This window comes from Acinetobacter sp. WCHAc060006 (assembly GCF_004209135.1).
Classification (GTDB): Bacteria; Pseudomonadota; Gammaproteobacteria; order Pseudomonadales; family Moraxellaceae; genus Acinetobacter; species Acinetobacter cumulans.
Map to the genome: position 1 here is coordinate 21,134 of NZ_SGSS01000021.1, position 13,669 is coordinate 34,802.

Consider the following 13,669-nt stretch of genomic DNA (forward strand, 5'->3'; position numbering starts at 1 on the left):
GCTGGTTTTTGCAAAGAATTGTGACAATTTTCTATACAATTTTGCTAGATTTCACGCGATGTAGGAAGCAATTGTTCCCCTAGAAATGGGGGCTGTACATCACATGAATATTTTAAATATCAATGGATTCAGAGTTATTTTCTTCTGTGTCAGTAGAAAAAGTATCGAGTAAAGATAAAAACACAATGCTGCAAGATGATAAAACTTGTTCCATCGATTGTTTAAAGCCACTCATGACCCAGCGAATGGCAATTTGTGTGACATAACCATTTAAGCCTGAGGCCACTAAGGAAATTTCGTCCTCAGTTTTTTTAATATGTGGCATGCTCAGCATCACAAAGGCTTGAATCATTTGGTCAAAGCGCGCCATGGTTTCATGAATGGTGGCTTGGTTGTGGAGTTCTTGCACTAACATGGCATCGATATAAATAATGCGTGCCATACGTGGATCATTTTTCAGTGTAGTTAACAGTGCAGTCAGTCCAGATTCGATCATTTTTTTGGGATCAGTGGAGGCCTGAACAATCGCTTGCATAACGTTTTGTTGTAGTTGATCAATCAATTGTAAAAAAATGGTTTGAAATAGATTTTCACTTTTTTTAAATGACTCATAAAAATAGCGTTCAGTCAGCTTGGCTTCATTACAAATGTCTTTGACCGTCACTGAAAAAAAGCCTTGCGTACCATAGGCTTCAATTCCAGCTTCAATCAGTTTTTCACGGCGCTGTTGCTTGCGTTCGGATAGGGATAGACCTTTAAATTGACGTTCTTTGGTCTTTTTTATGGTTGGTGTTGCTACCCGTTTTTCTGTTTCAGTCATCGGCCACATGCGCCCATTTTCAATCTATTCTGGCGCTATCTTAACAACAAATTGGCATTTGACCTATGGTCAGGTGATTGCAATCTGAATGTCTATCGCGTCCTAATATGATATTGACAATATAAATTGTCAAAACTATATTGGATTTAAATTGGTACAGATCAGGCCATTCGGCCCATCATGTTATGCGCATGCACGAAAAAAAGGACAACACATGAAAAATTTTAAAAACAAAGTGGCAGCAATTACAGGCGCAGGTTCTGGTATTGGGCAACAACTGGCAGTTTTATTGGCAAAGCAGGGCTGTCATCTTTCATTAAGTGATGTGAATGAGCAAGGCTTGGCAACAACACTTGAATTAATTAAAGACAGCAATGTGCGTGTAACCACCAAAAAAGTGAATGTGGCTAAACTGGATGAAGTTCGTGCTTGGGCACAAGACACCGTGCAAAATCATGGATCAGTCAACATGATTTTTAACAATGCAGGCGTGGCTTTAGGCTCGACCGTTGAAGGCGCGAGTTATGAAGAACTTGAATGGATTGTTGATATTAACTTTTGGGGCGTTGTGTATGGCACTAAAGAATTTTTACCGCTCATCAAAAAAACCGGTGATGGTCACATCATTAATATTTCAAGCTTGTTTGGCTTAACAGCACAACCGACGCAATCGGCATATAACGCAACTAAATTTGCAGTGCGTGGTTTTACTGAGTCATTGCGTCAAGAGTTGGATATGGAAAACAGTGGCGTGAGCGCGTTGTGTGTACATCCAGGGGGTATTCGTACCAATATCGCCAATGCAGCCAAGATGAATGACAGCTTGAAGAGCTTGGGCATGAACCCTGAAAAGTCTGCAAAATCTTTTAATAAATTATTGCGTTGCCCACCTGAAGAAGCTGCGCGTCAAATTTTAGAAGCGGTGCAAAAAGACAAACGTCGTTTATTGATTGGTAACGATGCAAAAACATTAGATTTAATTCAACGTATTTTACCAACGGGATACCAAAAAATTACCGCTTTGGCGACCAAAATAGGCAAGGGTAAATAAGCCCAGTTTTCAGTCTATGTTGTATAAAAGCCCTGCAATTGCAGGGCTTTTGAGTTTTTAAAGAGGGCATAAATGTAGCCACTTTCGCAGTACAGGAATTTAGTTATCTGAAATCGAGTATAAGAATGTCAAAAAATTGACAGATTGGAATAAGCAAACTGTTCATGATGAGTTCACAGACAAGCAGTCTTAACAATTTTAATAAATGAGGAACTGATCATGGGCTACCAATTTCAACACATTCAAGTTAAACCCATTAATGGGCGTATAGGCGCGGTGATTGAAGGCGTGACACTTTCGGCTGATCTTGAAGATGCCGTTGTTCACGAAATTAATCAGGCTTTACTGCAACATAAAGCGATTTTCTTTAAAGGCCAACAGCATTTAGATGACGCGTCACAAGAAGCATTTGCAGCGCGTTTGGGGACGCCACTCAATCATCCGACTGTGCCCGTGAAAGATGGTTCTGCACATATTTTAGAAATTGATTCACGTGGTGCACGTGCCGATGCATGGCATACAGACATCAGCTTTATTGAAGCTTATCCAAAAGCATCAATTTTACGTAGTGTGGTCGCACCTGAAGTGGGTGGCAATACGGTATGGGCCAATACATCGACCGCTTATGATGATTTGCCAGCAGAGCTGAAAATTTTAGCGGATAGTTTACGAACGGTGCATAGTAATAGCTATGACTATGCAGCAAAAGCCAGCATTCCACCAGAAGTACTGGCACGTTATAAAAACTATTTCAATTCGACAGAATATGAAACAGAGCACCCTTTGGTACGTGTACATCCTGAAACAGGTGAAAAAACCCTATTGCTAGGCAGTTTCTTTAAAAACTTTGTTGGCTATAGTTCGTCTGAATCGCGCCGTTTATATGATTTGTTCCAAAGCTATGTGGAAAAATTAGAAAATATTGTGAGTTGGCGTTGGGATGCAGGTGATATTGCCATTTGGGATAACCGTGCAACACAACATCGTGCAATCAATGATTATGGCGATCAGCATCGTGTGGTGCGCCGTGTCACTTTAGAAGGGGATACGCCAGTAGGTGTAGATGGTCAGCCAAGTAAAGTGCTACGTAAAGATGTGAAAGAAGATATTTCAAATCTACGCTATAGCAGTGAAAACGGCATTTATGAAAAAGCTTCATAAATAAAGCTGTTGTAATGTAAAACTTTGCATTTAATATGCAAAACAATACAGAATTAGTGATTCGATAAGCTTAAGTTATCCATCTAATATAGAATAAAAATATATTGGATGGATTAATTTATGCTTAATTCTGATTTAAATAAAAATATTAAAAATAATGTTTTAAAAAATAATTTCAAAACATTATCTGAATATAAAATTGATGAAATAAATCGACATTCAGTCATTAAGAAATATCAAAAAGGTGATTTGATTTTAAATAAAGAAAACTGTAAGGAATCGATTTACATTTTACTCGATGGGATTATCCAAATTGGATATTTAAGCCCATTGGGGCGTTTTCATGCCTTTAATTATTTTTCTGAAAAAAGCCCAATGAATTTGGCAGTATGCATTAATCAACAAGCCATCGATTATAATTTTTATGCTTTTAATCAGGTGAAAGTATTGCAAATTCCAATGTCATTTTTTGAACAAGAAATTAAAAATAACAATAACTTAATGCATGATGCTTTGAGCATCATTAGCGTGCGCATGCAACAATTACTAGAGCAAATGAAGTTTTTGCAAGTTGCTAATTTACATCAAAAAGTATGTAAGATCATCATTGATCTGTCGCAGCAGTATGGTACGGCGCATCGCTTAGGCACCGAAATTCAATTAAAAATATCGCAACACGATTTGGCCGATTTATTGTCTTCTTCTCGGCAAACGATTAATAAAGAAATTAAACAACTTTCTGAGCGTGGGGTGATTTTTTGGCAGTATGAAAATATTATTGTGAAAGATGATGGTTATTTAAAATCACAGGTAAATTGGATTTAGTTTATATTTTATAAAATAAGATATAAAAATCAATTTTAATTATTTTTTATTATTTAATAAATCGGTCATATTAAATTCCAACTAAAACAACAGGAATTTAAAATGACTATTCAATCCATTAATGTGCGTAACCAAATTAAAGGGACGATTCAAGAAATTGTAAAAGGAGATGTCGTTTCTGAAGTCGATGTGGTGACCGCATCGGGTGTGTTTACTTCAGTAATTACCACGCGCTCTGTCGCGGAATTAGATCTTCAAGTCGGTAGCCAAGTGATTGTGCTGATTAAGTCGACCGATGTGTCACTTGCGAAACTGTAGGTGAACATCGTTTATGAGCCAGTCCATTATTCAACCGATACGTTTAGGTACATTTGCTTTAACGCTTTTAAGTGCAAGCATTGGCATCAGTCATGCCGAAACTGATATTGGTCAATTACAACAACAGGTTGCCCAGTTAGAGCAATCTTTAAAACAATTAAAATCAGAATTGGGTCGTATACAAGGGGGGAGCGCTACTACGCCTAAAGCGGTTTCCGCGGATGGTGCAGATGAGCTGAGTGCAACAGATGATTCAAATGCAGAAGATGATGCCACTGGACAAAATTTTGTGACCCAAGCCGAGCTTCAAGGCCTGCAAAGTGATATTGAAAACTTTAAGTACCAAGTGCAACGTGACCGAGATACCAAAACCGCACTTTCTACTCGCCAGCTGTTAATCAATGGCGTTGTACAAGCTAAGGCATCTTATAGCGATGAAGCACAACTGGTGCAACCGCAAGGGCAAAATACCGGCGCTGCGGTCAATAACCGCCGTTCGTCATTTGACTTGGGTGCGGTGCAAATTGGCTTTGCAGGCAATCTGTTTAAAGACTATGAGCAAGGCAAAAACCTCGACTTTAATTTGCGCTTTGGTACGTCGCCACAAACGGGCACCAACAACAGTTATCTGAATCTGCTGGATGCACAGTTAATTTATAACGCGCTTCCGACTTTAAGTGCCGATACGGGTCGTTTGAGTGTGACTTTGGGCCAGCAACTTCTGCCATTTGGCCAAGAAGTGCAAGCGACTGAAGACTTAAAACCAACCATTAATAATGCGCTGTTTAGCTTGCCGGGCTATGGCTATGGTTTAGCACTGCGTGAAGTGGGCCTGATTGTGCGTGGAGATGCCTTTCCAACCGTGGATTATGGCTATAACTACCGTTCACCAATGTTGAGTTATGCCTTTGGCTTAGTGAATGGCAATGGTGCAAACAAATCAGACGATAACGATGACAAAAACTTTATTGGCCGTCTGCGCTATACCTTGCCTGCTGAGTACAACTCATGGTTGCGTGAACTGAGCTTCGGGGTGTCGTGGTATCAGGGTAAGAGCAACTTGTTTGACACCACAGGTGCTTCAGCCGCCTTTGCAGGTAAAGGCGATGTACTGCGTAAAGGCTTTGATCTTTATTACAACCATCATCCTTTTGGGGTGACCTACGAATATGTGCAGGGTGAAGATCAAACCTTTAATCCACAATCCGCAACTGTGTATAAGCGCGAAAGTGAATCACATACTGGCACATTGTTTTGGAACTTTGGTGAGCAATTTGTTAAAGGTTTTCGCAACCAAGGGCGCTATGACGACTGGTGGCCGAAGTCTTATCAAGCCTTTTACCGTTTTGACAGCATTGACCGTGATAAGAATGCCGTCAATCAAAGCATTGATATTCATAGCTTAGGTTTAAATGCATTTTTTGCAGAAACCACGAAATTCCAAATCAATTTGAATCATGTAAATAACGAAATTAGCAATAAAACCTATAACGAGTTGGTCGCACAGCTCCAATACGGCTTCTAAATTTTTAAAAATAATGAGGAATCATCTCTATGAAAACGTGGTCTAAAATTTTATTTACTAGTGCGATTGCTGTAGCGACGCTGGTGCCTGCAGTACAGGTGTTTGCTGCTGAAGCAAAACCGACGGTAATCCGCCTTGCCTCGCCTTTAGTAGGCTCAGGCAACCGTCCTGTTGGTTATGGTAGTTACTATGCCACGACGCAAACTTTAGGTTTACTAGAAAAAGAATTCCAAAAAGATGGCATAAAAGTCCAGTGGAACAACTTTAAAGGCGCAGGCCCTGCCATTAATGAATCTTATGCCAATGGTTTAGTAGATATTACTTGGCTTGGCGATTTGCCAGCATTAATTGGTAAAGCCAGCCGTTTAGATACCAAATTGATCGCGATTGGTGGCACACATGACAATACCTATTTGGCGGTGCCGCCAAGTTCTCAAGCCAAAACTTGGGCCGACTTAAAAGGCAAACGCATTGGCTTTTTCCGTGGTACAAGTTTGCATTTGGCGCTGTATCAAATTATTAAAAAATATGGCTTGACCGAAAAAGACTTTCGCTTTGTCAATGTGGATGGTGCGGTGGGCTATGCTGCTTTGGCCAGTGGAGATTTAGACGCTATTTTTAGTAATCAGTCTTTATTTCCTGTGGTGGACCGTGGCATTGCCAAAATTATTTATAGCTCTAAAAAAGAGCCGACCAATTTACAAAGCTCAGGCTATGTTTTGGTGAGTTCAAAGTTCGAACAAAAATATCCAGAAACAGTGCAACGAGTTGTGAATGTGCTGGTAAAGCAGGCAGCGTGGGAGTCTGAGCAGAAAAACCGTGAGGCACTCTTCAAGCTGTGGTCGAAATCGGGTCTGTCTTATAGCACCTTTGTACGTGCCAATGAAGGTGTCGATTTAAAGCAACATAGCGATCCTGTGATTGATGCTGCCAGTATTAGCTTGCTTAAGCAAAAACTCAAAGCGGGTCAGGACTTAAAACTGATTCGAGGCAACATTGATGTGGATACATGGGTTGAACCAAAGTATGTCAATAATGCGATCAAGAGCCTGAATCTGCAAAACGTATGGGGTAAATGATCACCCCGCGGGTGAAGGAGAAAAAATGATGCTCAAGGACATAGAACTGGATGCATCCAAGACTGGACTTGAGCAGGTGGCGTCACCTGCATTTAAAAACCTGTACAGTTTTGTGAAAAATAGTAGTGCTTTACGTTGGGTGATTGGGTTGATTTTCCCTGTGCTGTTGCTGTTTTTATGGCAAATCGCAGTGGAAAAAAGCTGGGTTAATCCCTTGCTCTTACCTGCACCTGATTTGATATGGACTGCACTCAAAGATTTATACAGCAGTGGAGAGCTGTGGAGCAATTTAAAAGTCAGCCTGAGCCGTATTGGTTATGGTTTTAGTGCGGGCATTATCGTGGCTTTAGTCTTAGGCCTAACCATGGGGCTATCACGTCGAGCGGAAGCTTATATTTGGCCGACTTTTAAAATTATTAATTTAGTCCCTGTGGTGGGTTGGATTCCCTTGCTCATTTTATTGGTGGGGATTGATGAAGCCTTAAAAATTATTTTAATTGCCAAAGCTACCCTCGTACCGATGACCATTAATGTATTTAAAGGCGTACGCAATATACCGACACAGCTGAGTGAAGTTGCTGAAGTGTACCAGTTAAGCCCGTGGTCTAAATTCAAAAACCTAGTTTTACCTGGTGCATTTCTGAGTTTTATTGGTGGCTTACGCTTATCCCTTGCCAGTGCGTGGGGCACCTTGGTGGCCGTAGAGCTGTTGGCTTCAAGTGAAGGCATTGGTTACGTAATGGTGTATGGACGGCAGATTTTTCAGTTAGATGTTGTATTGGCAACAGTGATTGTCATTGGTCTGGTTGGATTCGTTTTTGATGCCTTGATTCGCTTACTGCAACGTCAGTTCAGCGGATGGAATCAACAAAGTTAAATGGAGAATGATGCATGAGAAAGTTTGATTATCGTGGTGCAGTCATTCCATTGGCTTTGCTACTGATTTGGCAATTGGTCTCGGCTTTAAATTGGGTGGATGCAGCGCTCTTACCTGCACCGAAAGCTGTGTTAGCTGTATTGATTGAGGCTGTCCAATCGGGTGAGCTGTATGAAAATGTCGGGTCGAGTTTATTACGTAATACTGCGGGATTTGTGATTGGCGGTGTGCTCGGAGCTGTGTTGGGTTTGTTATTAGGGCTCAATATTTGGTTAGACCGCATATTTTCACCCACTTTAAATGCCATTAAGCATGTGGCGATTTTTGCATGGATACCCTTAATGATTATGTGGTTTGGCAATGCTGAAAAATCGAAAGTGATTTTTATTGCATTGGTGGTGTTTTATCCCGTGTTTTTTAATACCTACGATGGGGTGAAAAATGTGCCTACTAAAGTGAAAGAAGTCGCGCTCATTTTTAAACTTAACCCTCTACAACGCTTTTTAAAAGTCATTTTACCTGCGGCCGCACCGAGTATTTTTGCAGGTTTGAATATTGCCTTGGTGTTCTCTTGGGTGGCCACAGTTGGGGCGGAATACTTTTTTATCGCCGCGCCTGGGGTAGTGAATCCAATTTTAGACGGCCAAAACCTATTTCAAATGGAAGTCGTGCTGTATGGCATGCTGATTATTGGAGCAGTCGGTCTACTGTTTTCTAAAGCTGCGCAATATTTTGAAAATTACAACCTACGCTGGCGCCAGGATGCCAATAAATAAAACAATGAGGATAGACACATGAATCAAGTCGTTAATTTTTCCAACCCAGTAGCCAGCTCAGTCAAAGGTCAGGTACAGATCCAACAGCTCAACAAGTTTTTCCCTAAAGAGGGTGAGCAATTACAAGTTTTAGAACAAATTAATTTAAATATTCAGTCAGGCGAATTTATTAGTATTGTGGGCAGCAGTGGCTGCGGTAAATCAACATTACTCCGCTTGTTGGTTGGGCTGGACGCTGAGTTTCAGGGCAAAATTTTGATTGATGGCGAGCCAGTTAAGGGCACCAGCTTAGAACGCGGTATTGTGTTTCAAGACCATCGTTTATTTCCATGGCTGAATGTCGAGCAGAACGTGGCATTGGCCCTAGAAAAGAGCACTCTATCTAAGGCAGAAAAGCAAGAGTTAATCGATTATCATCTGGAATTGGTACAGCTCAGTGGCTTTAAAAAGGCCTATCCAAGCCAGCTTTCTGGCGGGATGAGTCAACGTGTTGCGATTGCACGGAGTCTGGTTAATCGACCGCAAATTTTACTATTAGATGAGCCTTTTGGTGCATTAGATGCATTAACCCGTGCCAACTTACAGCAAGAGCTGCAACGAATTTGGCAGACTGAAAAGATCACCAGTATTTTGGTCACACACGATGTTGAAGAAGCGGTTTTACTTGGCGATCGTGTTGTGGTGATGGAGCCACATCCAGGCCGTATTAAGCGTATTGTTAATGTCGATTTGGAGCGTCCACGTAAAGGTGAAGATTTCCGTTTGGCGGCCATTAAAAATGACATCCTACGGGACTTTCAAGATGTTACACAGCATCTGCCACATGAATTGGAGCAGTTTAAAGTGGCATGGTAAGCAGCTCTTCCAAACGTCGATAGCACATTTAAAAGCCCGCAATATGCGGGCTTTTAATACAGCGAGTAATACAGCGAGGATTGGTTTTTTATATTTTACGCTGGCTTAGGATGCCTGCGCTTGTTGATGCTGTATCGCATGTTGGTTTTCAGGACGTTTCAAACCCAAGTTTTCTCGCAGGGTGCTTCCTTCATATTCGGTGCGGAATAAGCCACGACGTTGTAACTCAGGCACAATCAGTTCCACAAAATCAATTAAACCTGCAGGTGTAGACGGCGGTAAAACATTAAATCCATCTGCAGCCTCATTTTCAAACCATTCCTGCAGCTGATCGACCACTTGTTCAGGTGTACCAATTAAAGTCCAATGGCCACGTGCCGAGGCAACGTATTCATATAACTGGCGAATGCTAAACTGATGCTTATGCGCAATATCAATCATCATTTGCTGACGGCTGGTGAAGTTAATTTCACTTTGCTTGAGTTCTGGGAAGGGCGCATCTAAATCGAATTGAGATAAATCAATATGGCCTGCTAGACCAGAAAGCAGTCCCAAGCCTACATCGGGATGAATCAGACTGTTTAAAAGCTGATATTTTTCCTGCGCTTCCTGTTCGGTTTTGGCTACAAATACTGAAACCCCTGGCATGATTTTCAAGTCATCGGCATGGCGGCCGTATTTGGCTAAACGCGATTTCACATCGCGGTAGAAGGCTTGCGCATCGCTCAAGTCTTGTTGCGCGGTAAAAATCACTTCGGCATATTTGGCTGCCAGCTCTCGGCCATCTTCAGACTGCCCAGCTTGTACAATAACTGGATAGCCTTGTGGTGGGCGCGGGACATTTAATGCGCCTTGAACTTGAAAAAATTTGCCACTATGCAAAGGTTCATGCAGTTTACTGGCATCAAAAAATTGTCCGCTGGTTTTGTCATATTTGAAGGCATCATCTTCCCATGAATCCCATAATTTTTGCGTGACCTGAATAAATTCATCGGCACGTTCATAGCGGATGGTTGCATCTGGGTGGGCATGTGTGCCAAAGTTACGGGCAGTGTCGGGCGAAAAAGTGGTGACCACATTCCATGCGGCGCGGCCTTTGCTAATATGGTCTAAAGAGGCATATTTTCGCGCCAGTAGATACGGCTCTTCATAGGTGGTGGATGCAGTGGCAATAAAGCCGATATGTTGGGTGACCGCGGCCAAGGCTGCAAATAAAGTCACAGGTTCAAAGCCTACGGCTTTGTCGGTATAGCCAATGCTACCTTTATGCTGGGATGCGCCGTGGCTCCAGTTGACAGAAAGGCCATCTGCAAGAAAATAAGCGTCAAATAAGCCTTGTTCTGCGGTTTTTGCCAGTTCAATTATATAATCAAGACTGAGGTGATCTTGCGGGCGGGACTGCGGATGTCGCCAGCCTGCAGCATGTTGTGAAGTTGCTGGAATAAAAGCACCCAGTTTAATTTTTCGTTGCGTCATGCGATTTCCCTTATTATTACTATCTATTGATAACAAGGGGTTATAACAAGGAATTTATAGTGTGATAAATACGATAAAATTCAATCCTTATCAAGAATATGCATGAAGCGCTGAACACTGGATTCACAAGTTTTTTAGTCAGAATAAATCCATATAGAGTAGGCGTGTTATACCAGCTTTTGTACCGCTTTCTTTTTCCAGACCAGCTGATAATACAGGCCTTGTAGAATGCAAAGACTCACAAAGGCCAGCGCATAAGCATACCAAATCCCTTTTAAGCCCCACCATTCGCTAAATAAGTAAGCACAAGGCACTTCAATCGCAATAATAGCCACAATATTAATGATCATAGGAACAGTTACCGTACCGCTGGCACGCATGATTGAGGCAAAAATTGCACTGGCACCAAAGAAGATAATCGACCACAGTACAATAAATAGCAGCTCTTGGCCCAATACCACCACCTTTGGATCGGTAATAAACAGCGCCATCAAATATTTAGAGAATAAATAGGCCAGAATCACTAAAGTGCCAGTAAAAAACAAGTTCATCCATAATGCGGTGCGTTTGACTTTATTGAGCAAATTGGCATGCCCAGCACCAATGGCTTGGGCTGCAAATATAGAGGCTGCAATCGAAATAGACAGCGCTGGGAACTGAATATAATTGAGCACCTGATTGACTGCGCCATAAGCGGCTGTGGCATCTGCGCCGTAACGGTTGACCAAACCAACAATCACCAAGCCTGCGACGGAAGTGGTGACCATTTGAATGCCCGTAGGTATGCCTAAGCGTAAAATAATTTTGCTCAGTTCTGGTTGATAGCGGATATGTCGCAATAAGGATGCGTCTAAACGTAGCGGATGTTGCTTTTTGTTTAAATAAATATATAAAAAAATTAGCGCAATCAAAAAGCCGATAGAGGTTGCAATGGCAGGGGCGATAATTCCCAGTTGAGGAAATCCGAATTTACCTGCAATCAGAATAGGGGTAATGATTAAGCCTGTACCAATGGTCATGCCTGAAGCAATCAGTGGAGTTGTACTGTCGCCAACACCACGCAAAATAGAGCTGTAAATAATATAAATAAACAGCAATGGACTTCCTGCCAGCATCCACTGTACATAGGGAATCGACAGATGCAAAACATCGGGAGCAGTACCGAGTGCAAGTAAAATATACTTCGCGCACACGACCCCGAATATAGCAATCAACGTTCCACCAGTCAGAGTCATAAACAGCGTGGTACCCACAACGCGTTGGACTTTTTCTAGATTATTTGCTCCCCATGCCTGACCGACCAACACCGTCGCACCAGAAGAAAGACCAATTACAAAAGCCATCAGACAAAACAAAATTGGGAAAAATACCGACACGGCAGCAATGGCATGCACGCCCAGCATTTGCCCAACAAAGACCGTATTCACTGTGCCAGATAGGTTTTGTAAAATATTGGTGGCAATCAGCGGAATTAGGAAAAATAAAAAAGATTTCCATAAGGTCTGTTGGCTGTCGATGGGCCGATGTTGGGACATGTGCAATCCTGTGCTGTATTTTTTTTAAACTACGGATCTAACCTTAACAGGTCTGGATTAAAAAAAGCTTATTGATCAAATAATTTCATTTGTTGTTTTGCAACCAGCAGTATTGGAGCCAAGCTTATACTTGGCTCAGAATCTCGCCTGCTTGGCGGAGTGTTTGATCCTTTTTAGCAAAGCAAAAACGAATCAAACGTAAGTCTTCAGGAGGCTGTTGGTAAAACACGGAAACAGGAATCGCCACAATTTTATGTTGTTCAGCCAAATATTGGCACATTTCGCTGTCATTCAGGTCGGGTCGAATGGCACTGTAATCGAGGTTTTGAAAATAAGTGCCCGCAGCGGGATGCCATTGAAAACGTGAGTTTTGCAGACCCGCATTAAATAAATCGCGTTTGGCCTGATAAAAGTTTGCAAGTTCTGCAATATGTTCAGGATGCGTTTGCATAAAGTTGGCCAATGCCAGTTGTATGGGGGTAACCCCGCAGAAATTGGTAAATTGATAAACCTGACGAAACAAAGTCATTAAGTTCTTGCAGGCAACACAATAGCCAGTTTTCCACCCCGTGACATGAAAAGTCTTACCAAAGGAGCCCACTACAAAACTGCGTTCACGTAATTCTGCAAAAGACAGTGCAGAATAATGCCGTTGCCCATCATAAATCAGGTGCTCGTAGACCTCATCCGACAGCACAATGATCTGTGTATCTTGAATCAAATCAATTAAGGCGAGCCAATCAGACTTTGCCCAAACTGCACCTGTAGGATTATGCGGTGTATTTACAATAATCATACGAGTTTTGGGGCCAATCGTTTGCCGTACAGCAGACCAATCGACCTCAAAGGTTGGCGCTTTTAGGTTGATGTGAATTGGTATACCACCTGCTAATTTTACACTTGGCGCATAACTGTCATAACTAGGGTCAAAAATAATCACTTCATCGCCCGCATGTACAACAGCTTGAATTGCACTAAAAATGCCTATCGTTGCACCCGGTGTGATGGTGATGTCCGTCATGGGGTCTAAGCTGATTTGATCGCGTTGCTGAAATAAGTTGACCAATTGCTCACGTAGGGCCAAAAGGCCGTCACCTGGTGCATATTGATTAAATCCATCCTGCGTGGCCTGACTTAAAGCATCTAAGAGTGCTGGTGGTGCTGGAAAGTCTGGAAAGCCTTGTGACAGGTTGAGCGCATTTAAGCGTTGTGCCAAAGCACTCATTACACTAAAAATAGTAACGCCCTGCGCAGGGAGTTTGGATTCAATCTGGATCATGCCGATGACATTGATAAATAATGAGATAGCTCAGTTTAGCAGTCTACATCTATGGCTAAAAGCGGAATTAAAGATAATCTTATGCAACGAAA

At 41.9% G+C, this 13,669-nt stretch carries 13 protein-coding genes; 9 read left to right on the top strand and 4 right to left on the bottom strand.

Annotated elements, in window-relative coordinates; genetic code table 11:
• Positions 1 to 112: 112 nt before the first annotated feature.
• A complete protein-coding gene (locus tag EXE29_RS12345) occupies positions 113 to 820 on the bottom strand; it encodes a TetR/AcrR family transcriptional regulator (RefSeq protein ID WP_120364794.1) in 708 nt (235 codons plus the stop codon).
• A 214-nt stretch (positions 821 to 1,034) separates the two neighbouring features.
• On the opposite strand from EXE29_RS12345, the gene EXE29_RS12350 reads away from it, so the two are divergent.
• From EXE29_RS12350 to EXE29_RS12390, 9 genes are all read left to right on the top strand, one after another.
• Positions 1,035 to 1,871, top strand: a complete 837-nt coding sequence (locus EXE29_RS12350; RefSeq protein ID WP_106985284.1) for an SDR family NAD(P)-dependent oxidoreductase — start codon at positions 1,035 to 1,037, stop codon at positions 1,869 to 1,871.
• Between the two features lie 219 nt (positions 1,872 to 2,090).
• Positions 2,091 to 3,032 carry a TauD/TfdA dioxygenase family protein gene (locus EXE29_RS12355; RefSeq protein ID WP_106985285.1) on the top strand — a complete coding sequence of 314 codons (942 nt, stop codon included), beginning with the start codon at positions 2,091 to 2,093 and terminating at the stop codon, positions 3,030 to 3,032.
• Positions 3,033 to 3,152: 120 nt separating this feature from the next.
• Positions 3,153 to 3,857: a Crp/Fnr family transcriptional regulator gene (locus tag EXE29_RS12360; protein ID WP_106985286.1), complete on the top strand. Its 705-nt coding sequence runs from the start codon at positions 3,153 to 3,155 to the stop codon at positions 3,855 to 3,857.
• Positions 3,858 to 3,959: 102 nt separating this feature from the next.
• Complete coding sequence (locus tag EXE29_RS12365; protein WP_106985287.1) at positions 3,960 to 4,175, top strand: TOBE domain-containing protein; 216 nt, start codon at positions 3,960 to 3,962, stop codon at positions 4,173 to 4,175.
• 13 nt (positions 4,176 to 4,188) lie between these two features.
• Complete coding sequence (locus EXE29_RS12370) at positions 4,189 to 5,700, top strand: putative porin (protein WP_120364781.1); 1,512 nt, start codon at positions 4,189 to 4,191, stop codon at positions 5,698 to 5,700.
• A 29-nt stretch (positions 5,701 to 5,729) separates the two neighbouring features.
• Positions 5,730 to 6,779 (top strand): ABC transporter substrate-binding protein, encoded by a 1,050-nt coding sequence (locus tag EXE29_RS12375; RefSeq protein ID WP_106985289.1) that lies wholly within the window; start codon positions 5,730 to 5,732, stop codon positions 6,777 to 6,779.
• Between the two features lie 25 nt (positions 6,780 to 6,804).
• Positions 6,805 to 7,656, top strand: a complete 852-nt coding sequence (locus tag EXE29_RS12380) for an ABC transporter permease (protein ID WP_228198800.1) — start codon at positions 6,805 to 6,807, stop codon at positions 7,654 to 7,656.
• Positions 7,657 to 7,670: 14 nt separating this feature from the next.
• Positions 7,671 to 8,432, top strand: a complete 762-nt coding sequence (locus tag EXE29_RS12385; RefSeq protein ID WP_106985290.1) for an ABC transporter permease — start codon at positions 7,671 to 7,673, stop codon at positions 8,430 to 8,432.
• An 18-nt stretch (positions 8,433 to 8,450) separates the two neighbouring features.
• A complete protein-coding gene (locus tag EXE29_RS12390; RefSeq protein WP_120364780.1) occupies positions 8,451 to 9,287 on the top strand; it encodes an ABC transporter ATP-binding protein in 837 nt (278 codons plus the stop codon).
• A 105-nt stretch (positions 9,288 to 9,392) separates the two neighbouring features.
• On the opposite strand, the gene EXE29_RS12395 is transcribed toward EXE29_RS12390, so the two are convergent.
• The 3 genes from EXE29_RS12395 to EXE29_RS12405 form a co-directional block, all read right to left on the bottom strand.
• Positions 9,393 to 10,763 (bottom strand): LLM class flavin-dependent oxidoreductase, encoded by a 1,371-nt coding sequence (locus EXE29_RS12395; RefSeq protein WP_120364779.1) that lies wholly within the window; start codon positions 10,761 to 10,763, stop codon positions 9,393 to 9,395.
• A 167-nt stretch (positions 10,764 to 10,930) separates the two neighbouring features.
• A complete protein-coding gene (locus EXE29_RS12400) occupies positions 10,931 to 12,298 on the bottom strand; it encodes an MATE family efflux transporter (protein ID WP_106985293.1) in 1,368 nt (455 codons plus the stop codon).
• Between the two features lie 124 nt (positions 12,299 to 12,422).
• Entirely contained in the window at positions 12,423 to 13,577 is a 1,155-nt protein-coding gene (locus EXE29_RS12405; protein WP_120364778.1) for a methionine aminotransferase, read from the bottom strand.
• Positions 13,578 to 13,669 lie beyond the last annotated feature (92 nt).

What these genes read in the sequence shown, in the direction of transcription:
- EXE29_RS12395 (WP_120364779.1), bottom strand. Translation starts at nt 10,763, where the DNA reads ATGACGCAACGAAAAATTAAACTGGGTGCTTTTATTCCAGCAACTTCA.
- EXE29_RS12355 (WP_106985285.1), top strand. Translation starts at nt 2,091, where the DNA reads ATGGGCTACCAATTTCAACACATTCAAGTTAAACCCATTAATGGGCGT.
- EXE29_RS12375 (WP_106985289.1), top strand. Translation starts at nt 5,730, where the DNA reads ATGAAAACGTGGTCTAAAATTTTATTTACTAGTGCGATTGCTGTAGCG.
- EXE29_RS12380 (WP_228198800.1), top strand. Translation starts at nt 6,805, where the DNA reads ATGATGCTCAAGGACATAGAACTGGATGCATCCAAGACTGGACTTGAG.
- EXE29_RS12385 (WP_106985290.1), top strand. Translation starts at nt 7,671, where the DNA reads ATGAGAAAGTTTGATTATCGTGGTGCAGTCATTCCATTGGCTTTGCTA.
- EXE29_RS12350 (WP_106985284.1), top strand. Translation starts at nt 1,035, where the DNA reads ATGAAAAATTTTAAAAACAAAGTGGCAGCAATTACAGGCGCAGGTTCT.
- EXE29_RS12345 (WP_120364794.1), bottom strand. Translation starts at nt 820, where the DNA reads ATGACTGAAACAGAAAAACGGGTAGCAACACCAACCATAAAAAAGACC.
- EXE29_RS12365 (WP_106985287.1), top strand. Translation starts at nt 3,960, where the DNA reads ATGACTATTCAATCCATTAATGTGCGTAACCAAATTAAAGGGACGATT.
- EXE29_RS12390 (WP_120364780.1), top strand. Translation starts at nt 8,451, where the DNA reads ATGAATCAAGTCGTTAATTTTTCCAACCCAGTAGCCAGCTCAGTCAAA.
- EXE29_RS12400 (WP_106985293.1), bottom strand. Translation starts at nt 12,298, where the DNA reads ATGTCCCAACATCGGCCCATCGACAGCCAACAGACCTTATGGAAATCT.
- EXE29_RS12405 (WP_120364778.1), bottom strand. Translation starts at nt 13,577, where the DNA reads ATGATCCAGATTGAATCCAAACTCCCTGCGCAGGGCGTTACTATTTTT.
- EXE29_RS12360 (WP_106985286.1), top strand. Translation starts at nt 3,153, where the DNA reads ATGCTTAATTCTGATTTAAATAAAAATATTAAAAATAATGTTTTAAAA.
- EXE29_RS12370 (WP_120364781.1), top strand. Translation starts at nt 4,189, where the DNA reads ATGAGCCAGTCCATTATTCAACCGATACGTTTAGGTACATTTGCTTTA.